The organism is Methanospirillum sp., from assembly GCF_028679455.1.
Taxonomy (GTDB): Archaea; Halobacteriota; Methanomicrobia; order Methanomicrobiales; family Methanospirillaceae; genus Methanospirillum.
The window spans coordinates 1-9,705 of record NZ_JAJRBM010000196.1; the positions used below are offsets into that span (position 1 = coordinate 1).

General features: G+C 48.9%; 9 protein-coding genes. 3 read left to right on the forward strand and 6 right to left on the reverse strand.

Annotated features, from left to right (window positions below; translation table 11 throughout):
* Positions 1-769, reverse strand: a 769-nt coding sequence (locus tag LUQ50_RS06550; protein WP_300037979.1) for a PPK2 family polyphosphate kinase, incomplete at its 3' end; no start/stop codon positions are given.
* A 218-nt stretch (positions 770-987) separates the two neighbouring features.
* On the opposite strand from LUQ50_RS06550, the gene LUQ50_RS06555 reads away from it, so the two are divergent.
* Positions 988-1,227, forward strand: a complete 240-nt coding sequence (locus LUQ50_RS06555) for an MTH865 family protein (protein ID WP_300037982.1) — start codon at positions 988-990, stop codon at positions 1,225-1,227.
* A 130-nt stretch (positions 1,228-1,357) separates the two neighbouring features.
* Here the strand turns inward: LUQ50_RS06555 and LUQ50_RS06560 are convergent, their stop codons facing one another.
* Both LUQ50_RS06560 and LUQ50_RS06565 read right to left on the reverse strand, forming a co-directional pair.
* Positions 1,358-2,791 (reverse strand): MFS transporter, encoded by a 1,434-nt coding sequence (locus LUQ50_RS06560; protein WP_300037985.1) that lies wholly within the window; start codon positions 2,789-2,791, stop codon positions 1,358-1,360.
* Between the two features lie 361 nt (positions 2,792-3,152).
* The gene (locus tag LUQ50_RS06565; protein ID WP_300037987.1) at positions 3,153-3,989 is read right to left on the reverse strand and encodes a class I SAM-dependent methyltransferase; all 837 of its coding nucleotides are present in this window, start codon (positions 3,987-3,989) and stop codon (positions 3,153-3,155) included.
* 168 nt (positions 3,990-4,157) lie between these two features.
* On the opposite strand from LUQ50_RS06565, the gene LUQ50_RS06570 reads away from it, so the two are divergent.
* Positions 4,158-5,426, forward strand: a complete 1,269-nt coding sequence (locus tag LUQ50_RS06570) for a threonine/serine exporter family protein (protein ID WP_300037990.1) — start codon at positions 4,158-4,160, stop codon at positions 5,424-5,426.
* Between the two features lie 239 nt (positions 5,427-5,665).
* On the opposite strand, the gene LUQ50_RS06575 is transcribed toward LUQ50_RS06570, so the two are convergent.
* A complete protein-coding gene (locus LUQ50_RS06575; protein ID WP_300037993.1) occupies positions 5,666-6,109 on the reverse strand; it encodes a DUF3795 domain-containing protein in 444 nt (147 codons plus the stop codon).
* Positions 6,110-6,171: 62 nt separating this feature from the next.
* On the opposite strand from LUQ50_RS06575, the gene LUQ50_RS06580 reads away from it, so the two are divergent.
* The gene (locus LUQ50_RS06580; RefSeq protein WP_300037996.1) at positions 6,172-6,966 is read left to right on the forward strand and encodes a winged helix-turn-helix domain-containing protein; all 795 of its coding nucleotides are present in this window, start codon (positions 6,172-6,174) and stop codon (positions 6,964-6,966) included.
* A 48-nt stretch (positions 6,967-7,014) separates the two neighbouring features.
* Here LUQ50_RS06580 and LUQ50_RS06585 read toward each other — a convergent pair whose 3' ends face one another.
* Together LUQ50_RS06585 and LUQ50_RS06590 are read right to left on the reverse strand one after the other, a co-directional pair.
* Positions 7,015-9,231: an adenosylcobalamin-dependent ribonucleoside-diphosphate reductase gene (locus LUQ50_RS06585; protein ID WP_300037999.1), complete on the reverse strand. Its 2,217-nt coding sequence runs from the start codon at positions 9,229-9,231 to the stop codon at positions 7,015-7,017.
* A gap of 55 nt (positions 9,232-9,286) precedes the next feature.
* A partial coding sequence (locus LUQ50_RS06590; protein ID WP_300038002.1) for a DUF2115 domain-containing protein occupies positions 9,287-9,705 on the reverse strand: 419 nt, incomplete at its 5' end.

Consider the following 9,705-nt stretch of genomic DNA (forward strand, 5'->3'; position numbering starts at 1 on the left):
GAACCACAAACCAGGGAGCATATGTTGTCGAAGTAGCATGTAGCATCTCTTCGTATGCCTTTGTGTACTGATTCCAGAATCTTCGTTCAGCAAGATCACTGATGGAGAATTTCCAGTACTTATCCTTGTGTTCAAGTCTGTCGAGCAGGCGTTTCTTCTGTTCTTCTTTTGAGATATGAAGGAAGAATTTCAGGACGAGAGTTCCGTTTCTGACCAGATGTTTTTCAAACGCATTAATGTCCTTGTACCTGCCTTCCCAGAAATTTTTTGCCTTTGTTCCTATTTCAGCAGGAAGATCAGCGATGATTTCAGGATGGACCTTCACGACCAGCACATCCTCATAGTACGATCGGTTGAAGATACCGATCTCACCATCCTGAGGGAGAACCTTTGCATACCGCCAGAGAAAATCGTGATTGTGCTCTTCATCGGTTGGAACTTTAAACCCGTGAACCGAGCATCCCTGAGGGTTCATTCCTGACATGACATGTCTGATTGTTCCGTCTTTTCCTGAAGTATCCATGCCTTGAAGGATGATCAATATTGCATGGGTCCGGGAAGACCAGAGGATATCCTGAACTTCTGACAGAGCATCCCGATCCTGTTCAAGCATCTCGGTGAGCAGGTCTTTGGACTTTTCCTCCCCGATACGCTTCATCTTCTCATTCTGCGCCCAGCCGGTATCGAAGTTGTTCAGGTTTACCCGCTTTCCCGGCTTTACTACAAAATCGTTGAGGTGATTTTTGATTTTAGGTCCATCTAATTTCATATGAATCCTCATGGTTCAATGGAATGGGGATAATTTGCTCTTTATCAATCCTCGACTCGATGATTTGATTCAGATCGTGTGATAGTGGTTCTTACCCGCATTGTTGATAAAGCATCAGTCTGTAGTAAATATCATAAGACCCGGATTTTCAGTATCCCAAAAATCAATCATTTCGAAAGATTTTTCTATTCCTGCTATGTAGATCCACTCGTATGGGTATGAGAGAGGAATTGATCACTCACTGGACCGGTGCCCTTGCAGGTGTTTCTTTTCCGGTCACTTCAAAAGAGGCAGTATATGCCGGACTTCCCAAAGGTTCCGACGGTAATATGACCGTTGGTGGGCTGGTGGTCTGTAATGTTGGAGAGTTGTTTGAGAAGTTTCTTTCACCCTCAGATTTCCCTATAAACTCGGCAGAAGACCTGGTTTCGCTCATATTTGATCGCGCGGGAATCTGATCAGATACGGTATGGAAGAACTTTTGTCCAACCTTACCATGAGGTCCCATTTCTGGATATTATCCAGCCGTAAGGATTGCAGATATCCTCCTCATCTCATCATCGGTACCGGTATGGCCCCTAACACCATTCATTGATATTTTTCTGACCTCTCCTGCCCTGATTCTCTGACACCAAGCATAAGGAGCAAGGCTATGACCTGGATTACCATCGTGAAGAGGAATGCCGTTCCAAATGCCCTGGAAAGTTCTTCGGGTTGCAGGGTATGTGCAGCAACTTCTGTTATTTTTGGTCCGAGTGTGGTGGTTGCCACGAGCAGGGTGATGGTGACTCCAAGGGTGGATCCGAGGTTGGTCATCATCTTGAGGAGACCAGATGTCATTCCCCGTTCAGACTCTGGTGATTCACCCATTATTGCACTGTTCAGTGGAGCAAACGCAATACCTGCCCCTGCTCCGATGATGAACAGGTACAGGGCCACTTCGCCGGTGTGGGTAGAAACCGAGATGGTTGAGAGGAAGAAGAGGGCGAGGATCATGATGACAAATCCTGCCATTATTGGTTTTTTTGTTCCGATGACATCTGATATCTTTCCTGCAATCGGGGCAGTCAGGATGTTTCCTACCGGAAGTGAAAGCAAAAGGGCTCCTGATGTCCCGGTTGGCAGGTCTTTTACTATCTCAAGATAGAAGGGCATGAGAAACATGACCCCTGCGAGACCCATCTGCAGGATCAGGATATTAATATTCTGTACTGAGTATGAACAGTTTTTGAACACTGAAAGAATGATTAGAGGCTGAAGTGTCTTTTTTTCATGCAGGTACAGGAGAATCCAGGAGATGACTGAAAGCACCAACGCTTCAACTCCGATTCCGATCTCCTGAGTCTGGATCTGGTTCAACCCAACAATCAGTGATCCAAGAGCGATGAAAATCAGGATGACTCCTGGAGTGTCAAGCCGTGATGACGGAAACACCGGAGAATGTGTGGGGATGACCGAGACACCAAGAAGGATAGCCAGAATCCCAACCGGAATGTTGACGTAAAAGATGTACTGCCATGAGAAGGTGCTCGTCAGAAAACCTCCGATAACCGGGCCGAGAGCCACACCGAGCATCGTAAACATAGCGACCAGACCAAGAGCCTGCCCCCTGACTTTTTCACCGAGATATGAGGTTACCATCACTGAGCCAAGTGCAGCGATAATTGCACCACCTATCGCCTGGATCATCCTGAAGGCGATGAGAAGATCCACACTTGAGGCAACACCGCAAAGCCCGGATCCAACCGTGAATATCGCAAAACCTGTGACAAAAACCTGTTTGTATCCTTTTATATCACCAATCTTTGCTGCCGCAAGCAACAGACTTACCAGAATGATCAGGTAGGCGTTTAATACCCAGGATGCAAGCACCGTAGAGACATCAAAGGCTTTTGCTATGCTTGGAAGTGCGATGTTCACAATGGTTGCATCAAGTCCGGCCATAAATGATCCCAGTGAGATCACGAGGACAATCAGGAGTTCTTTCCCGGTCATGTGGGATGGAGGGTCTGATCCAGACATTTAGTAGTGATCCTTTCCTGCATAATGGATAAAACATGGGTCCCGATCCAACCCATCATAGATCTGAGTATTTCCGGATCAGACGGAGTATTGATCACCTGTTATCCACCGGAATGATGGGGGTAAAGATACCCAATTATAAGGGATATTTTTTAAAAATACCTCGAAATTACATTTTTATATCCGGCCGCTATTGATCACGTTTTCTCAGTTGATAGTAGTGGTAACCTTACGGGAGATCCGGGGATAGCGACGGTCTGGTGATGTGGGATCTCTGGCCTGATTCGAACGAAAAATTTGGTTCTAATTAGAGTTTTATTGCTATTAATGTCGTATTTGTCAATGGGCCGTGATTATTTGCTTAAACTTGTGCAGAATAAAAGGTTACCATCTTGTTTGTTCCTGCCCTCTCTTCAGGTAATACCTGATAAGACATCTGTACTTCTGAAAAGCCTGCTTGTTTGAGGATGGCAGCCATTTCCCCGGTCTGGTAATACCTGTTCCAGAACCGGTATATCTCCGGGTCCTCCTCGTCTGTGCAGATAATATGCTGCTGCAATATCACTCTTTCAGTCTGATAATGAAATGACTGTGAGAGAGCAAGATAGGGATCAAGCTTCCAGAATCCTCCTTCGGAGATCTCCCATCCTTTCTCATTGATATTCATGAAATCTGGTGCATGTTCATTCAGGACATCGAAGATAAAGAGTCCTCCTGGATTAAGCAGGTGAAAGACCCGGTGAAGCAGGCGATCCCTTTCATCAGGATTCAGCACGGAAAAGTCACAATAGATCATGATCACCAGGTCATACCGATTTTCAAGAGTCAGGTCCAGGTAATTCTGGTGCAGATAGGTGATATTGAGTCCTCTCTTTGCAGCCTGTTCTTTGGCATATTGAACAGACCGGAGCGAGTAGTCAATCCCGGTAACCCGGTGTCCCCGCTCTGCAAACAATTCATCATACAGTCCGGGTCCGCATCCGAGATCGAGTATCGAGGAAGGTTTTTTTAGGAACGATTCGATCCAGTTGACTGTTCTGATAATCGTCTCAGGCTTTCTGCTGGCTGCATCCGTCTCCTGGTTCAGATGAATCCTGAGCAACTGCCCTGATATGTACGGATCATCCCACATCCGGTGTGTCCCTGGTTCATCTAACGGCGGAGCAATAGTGAGGGATTTGAGTTTTGATATATTCATGAAGACTTATTCCCGATATTTGTGAGACTGAGTTTATGTTTCGTAAGTTTTTCAATTGGTTTGTCCTGATCCTGAACCTGAAATTAGGCTGATAATTCAGTACCTACAAGTGAGGTTGTGGATATCTGAAAGGGCTCATATGGTATTGCATCACCAGTGATGGTACGGATGAGCCCGGATACAGATGGGGAAGAGGAGGAATACCTGAGTGCTGATCTCTATCTCGATCTTGCAGTGACCCTGTACGAGGCAGGCGCAACCGTTCAACGGGTTGGAGATTCAGTCAGATGGCTTGCAGGATCACTCGGTGATGAGAATGTTCATCTGGCAGTCGGGTATGAGGTCATTGAACTGAGTGTGCATCATCGGGATCATACCGAAAGTCGGCTCTACGTGTTGCGTGATCCGGTCAGGGTAAATCTCTCGGTTTTACACCAGGTCAGCGGCATCCTCCACCGTATCCCATCTTACCAGGGAAATATTGCAGCAATCCGGGAAGATCTGATCGGTATCAGAACAAGGCCGATTATCTATCCAGTCTGGGTTATTATTGCCTGCACCGGGATAGCCTGTGCAGCATTTGGGTGGATTAATCACGCGGATCTTCCTGCTCTCTGGGTGATATGGGTATCAGCAGTCTGTGGTCTTTCTATAAGGGTCAGATTCGGAAAAGATCTGAACAATCTCTATCTGACCACACTCATGACCGCCCTTTCCGGTGGGCTGTGTGCTGCTCTCCTTACACCGTTTTCTCATACACAGACACCTCAAGTCGCCCTGATCTCAAGCGTTCTTTTTCTGATTCCAGGTGCCATGCTCATCAACGGTGGTCTTGACATCATCAGGGATCATACAAGTTGCGGGATTGCACGGCTCACCTCTGTCTTTACTCAGATCTCCATTATCTCCGGAGCTTTGCTGATCCCCCTCGGTATGATGACGATAACACTCCAGCCCCAACCGGCAGGTGACATCATGATACTCATCCCGACGATGAGCCTTGCAGCCGGTATTGCTGCATGTGGGTTTGGAGTCCTCTTCAATACCCCGGTATCTGTTCTGGCAGGGTGTTTTATCTGTAGTTTTGCTGCCCGGCTGGTAAGGGAGACGGGAATCTATGCCGGCGCAGATCCCTTCTTCTCCCGGTTTCTCGGGATGTGCATTGCGACCGTCATTGCTGCCGGAATAGGCAGATATGCCCATGTGCCTGAAGTACTCCTATCGGTGATTGCAGGAATTCCCATGGTCCCGGGTCTGGCGATGATTCAGGGGCTGCAGGGCTTGTTTACCCTTGCTCACAGCAGTACTATGCAACAGGAGCAGGTTCTGATGTATGCAGTCCAGCAGATCCTCTTTGCCGGTGTAGCGGTTCTTGCCCTTGTTGGCGGGATAATTTTTCCGATTATTATGATTGCCAGGAAAAATATGAGGATCTGATCCTAACCGGAAAGAACAGGTGAGATCGGCTACGACAATTCGATAGAATACCTGAGGATTCAAAAATTTTCTTACATGGAAGATTCTGATCTACTTTAGGCAATGTTCCATCACAGATTCAGGAAGAGGAGATCCACATTGAACTGCAATCAGGGCACAATTATGTTTCGTGAAAAATGTGGAACCCGATTATATGAGTGGATTCGATTTGATTAACAATCCAGGATGTTTTTAGTTCATCACTTCTGGTTGCCCATCAGGAATTCCCGGCAGAGATATGGATCAATGAAACTCCGGAACTCCTCTTGAGAGATCTTATCCCGACATCCTGGAACATTGGTCTCTACCGATGTCAGGTGCCGTTCTATGCGATCACATGGAAATTCATTGCACTGTCCGCAGTGGGCAATCTTTCTCTCCTGAACACAAGTTCGTATCTGGCAATCTCCCCCGATTCTGAATGGATTTTCACTGTCGGGTTTCAGACATCCATCACATCGGATTGCTTCAGCAGGGACCTCAAGTCCATAAATTTTTTGCCAGGTTTCAGATACCCGGATCCTATCAGCCTCGTTTTTGATGTTACCCACATATGCGAGACATCGTGAGCAATGAAACCCGCACCTGGCACGAATATCAGTGACTCTGGTCATGGTTGTGTCGTTTTTCTGCTGCTTTTCCATACATTTGGTAAGATAGAGATCACCATATAGCATAAGGTAATTCTACTATAGCGGGGTTCATCATGCGGAAAGATGAGATCGAAGATAGGATCATTGGAATCGAGAAAACTCTTCGGGATTTCGGGACCATTCAGATTGAACAGGGAGAGATGATCCTCTCCGAACTGCGATCATTTCAGCGTCTCTTTGTCGAAGAGCGGATTGAAACAATGCGACGACAGGTCATCACCAGTCATCAGCATCTTATCCTGCAGTTTGTGATAACTACCATCAGGCGTGAATTCGAATCTGTCTGTCCTGACCCGTGTTCACTCTATGACCGTGGAGCCTGTATCGATTTTTTTATCAGCCGTCTTCGTGAATCTGCTGAACGGATGGATCCGGACGAGGCTGATGAATTTCTCACAAGCCAGGTGAAACAGGATCAGGATCTCGTAGTAAAGTACCCCGAACTGGGCAGAGAACCCTGTCTCTCCTGTTACCAGGTTTACGCTGCCGAACGCGATCACCTGATGCAGGCAATCGGAGACCTTTCATCGGTACGATCGACACTGCGAAAACAGAATCAAATGTCACTGATTCGGGATCTGCCTGATGATGAGGTATTGGCAACCATCATTGAGCCTCTTTCCCACCCGGTACGGTTCAGCATGATCAAAGCCCTCTCAAGGGGAGGTATGAGTTATACCGACCTCAGCACTCTTACCGGTTACAAAGGTGGTCATCTCCTCTTTCATGTCACCCGCCTCATCGAAGCAGGTTTCGTAGCAAAAGATGAATCCTCTGGTCAATACCTGATCTCAGAAAAAGGGATGGGATTGATGAATCTCATCAGAAAGATTTACTCAGGGATGTAAGAGATCGGTTCCCTGATCTCACTTCCGGATCCGGCTGTAACCTGGTGGTTAACTACACCCTGACCATCCGCAGTGTTTGCAGATCCCCTGGTTACATCCCTCTCCAAAATCAAGGGGTTCCTGACATTCTGGGCAGAGCCGCTGCTCTTCGGTCCTTGTTATCGACCAGTCCTTCAGCGTGGTAATACTCTGGTTCTTTGAAGCGAGATCGATGCACCTGCCGACCACGTCAGCACAGGAGACTCCTTCAGACGACGTGTTCTTGATAGCCGAGATACAGTTCACCTTCGAGAACTGTTTCACAAATTTCTGGTATGGCACTCCGCTCTGCAGTCCGGTGCTGATTGCCCGGCCCAGAGCACTGCTGTTTGCATCGCAGCCACCTATCCCGACCGTTCTTATAAAAACCTCAAATGGTTTTCCATCAAGGAGGTTCACAGTCACATACAGACGGCAGCAGCCTGACTGGCAGATATACGTCTTACCTGCGAGTTCTTTTGGCCGCTCAATATTGAGTGCAGGAATCCTCTCCGGCAGTCTGCGGCCGTCATCTGCCCTGAGTTCTGGTGCCTGTTCCTTCTGTTCCCCTTCTCCACTCAATGCCAGCACCACCGTCTCACGGCTTCCGGTCCGATAGATCGTGATCCCTTTCAGGTTCAGCCTCCAGGCCATGAGCAGTGCTTCTTCACAGTCTGCCCGGGATGCAGAAGATGGCATATTCACGGTTTTGCTGATTGCAGCATGAACTGATTTCTGGAAGATTGCCTGCATCAGGATATGATCCTTCCAGGAAATATCAAGGGCAGTGCGGAACAAGGTTCTGAAATCTTCGGGAAGCCACGAGAGATCCTGGATCGTTCCGGTCTTGTGGACATGCTCGATCACCTCGCTGATCCGCTTTGCCAGGTCATCCCCGGTCAGGTGCATCCGGGTCAGAATCCGGGCCAACGCCTCCTTGAAGACCGGGTTGACGATGACAAAGGTCTTGCCTACCGTGTTCTTCCTGGTGTATGCGAACGAGAATACCGGTTCGATTCCGCTTGAGCATCCTGCCAGCAGAGAGATGGTACCGGTTGGTGCCACGGTGGTCATCGCTGCGTTCCGTACCGGAAAGTCTGTCCAGACACTCCCTTCCCACGATGGGAAGGATCCCATGGAACCTGCTCTGGATCGGGACTCATCAACTGCAGTCTCCGTGATCAACTTCATGACCTGTTCGCACCATTCTCTCCCCTCCGGTGAATCATAGGCAACCCCTATCCTGAGTAAGGCATCATGGACCCCCATCACTCCGAGACCGATCTTCCTGGTCTTCAGGGTTGCTTCAGCAATCTGTGGAATTGGATAGATATTGCGGTCGACGACCGTGTCAAGGAACCTGACCGCCATCCTGACTGTCTCTTCCAGGAGTGGTTCATCTAGTACTTCACCTTTGATGCAGGCATCCAGGTTGATGCTGCCCAGGACGCAGCTCTCGAACGGGAGGAGCGGTTGTTCACCACAGGGGTTGGTAGTGTCGATATCACCAAGGTTGGGAGTTGGGTTTTGGCGGTTTATCTCGTCGTAGAAGAGGATTCCCGGCTCTCCGTTCTTCCAGATCCCGTCCACGATCCCGTTCCAGATCTCCCCGACGGTGACTGATTTTCCTGAATGAGGGTGGGTTAGCCAGAGAGATTCGAATTTTTTCTGTTCAACCAGGGTCATAAACTGGTCGCTGATCATCACCGAGATGTTGAAGTTCGCGATGTCTCCCTCTTCCTTCTTGGCGGTGATAAAGTCGAGGATATCAGGATGCCAGACATTGAGGATCCCCATGTTGGCACCCCGCCTGCGGCCTCCCTGCTTGATCACGTCGGTGGCTGCGTTGAATACCCGCATGAACGAGACCGGTCCGGATGCTACCCCGTCGGTTGACCTGACCGGTGAGCCTTCAGGTCTGATATTCGAGAAGTTGTATCCGGTTCCCCCACCGGTCTTGTGAATGATAGCCCCTTGTTTCATGGCCTCGAAGATCCCGTCGATGGAGTCGGGAACCGGGAGCGTGAAACATGCTGAGAGCTGGCCAAGTCCAGTGCCGGCATTCATAAGTGTAGGAGAGTTCGGAAGAAAGCGAAGTGATATCATTGCCTCGAAGAACCTCTCTTGCTCTGACTTGTCATCAGCGAGGGCAGTGGCGACCCTGCGGCAGATATCCTCAAAAGTCTTTTCCCCTGTTCGGAGATATCGGGCAGATAGAATATTGTCGACAACGGGGGAGGAAACCATAACTCAGGTATTGGGTGGGAGAGAAATTATTACCAATGCCCAGCTGATCCCAATCTCACCGGGATTGGCCCGGTTGTTCATCCTCAGACTGAAGCGCCGGGCAGAAGTTACAGAGTGAGTGCGGGACCTCCTTCTCTTTATCCCTGATCAGGCAATAATATGTTCCTCTTCTGTCTTCAACCCTGAACCCTCCCGGGAAGGGAGTTCCAACCGGGTGGCCGGGATGTTCAAGGATGAACATCGTGAAGGCAGCGATGAGGTAGTAGAAGAGCCGGTGCCTGATAGTATACGGGATCGGCAGTCTGCTGCTGGTGTCATCCCACTCGGTGCATCCTGCCGGGATGATCCCACAGAACTGCCTGAAGGTCACCTGGTCTCTGATTGGTTCAGTCATCGTCTGAAATCTGCCTGATCTGTGGCAGGTCATCAGCCGGTGATATCCGCCAAGGATCTGGTCGGTAAGGTACGGACCTA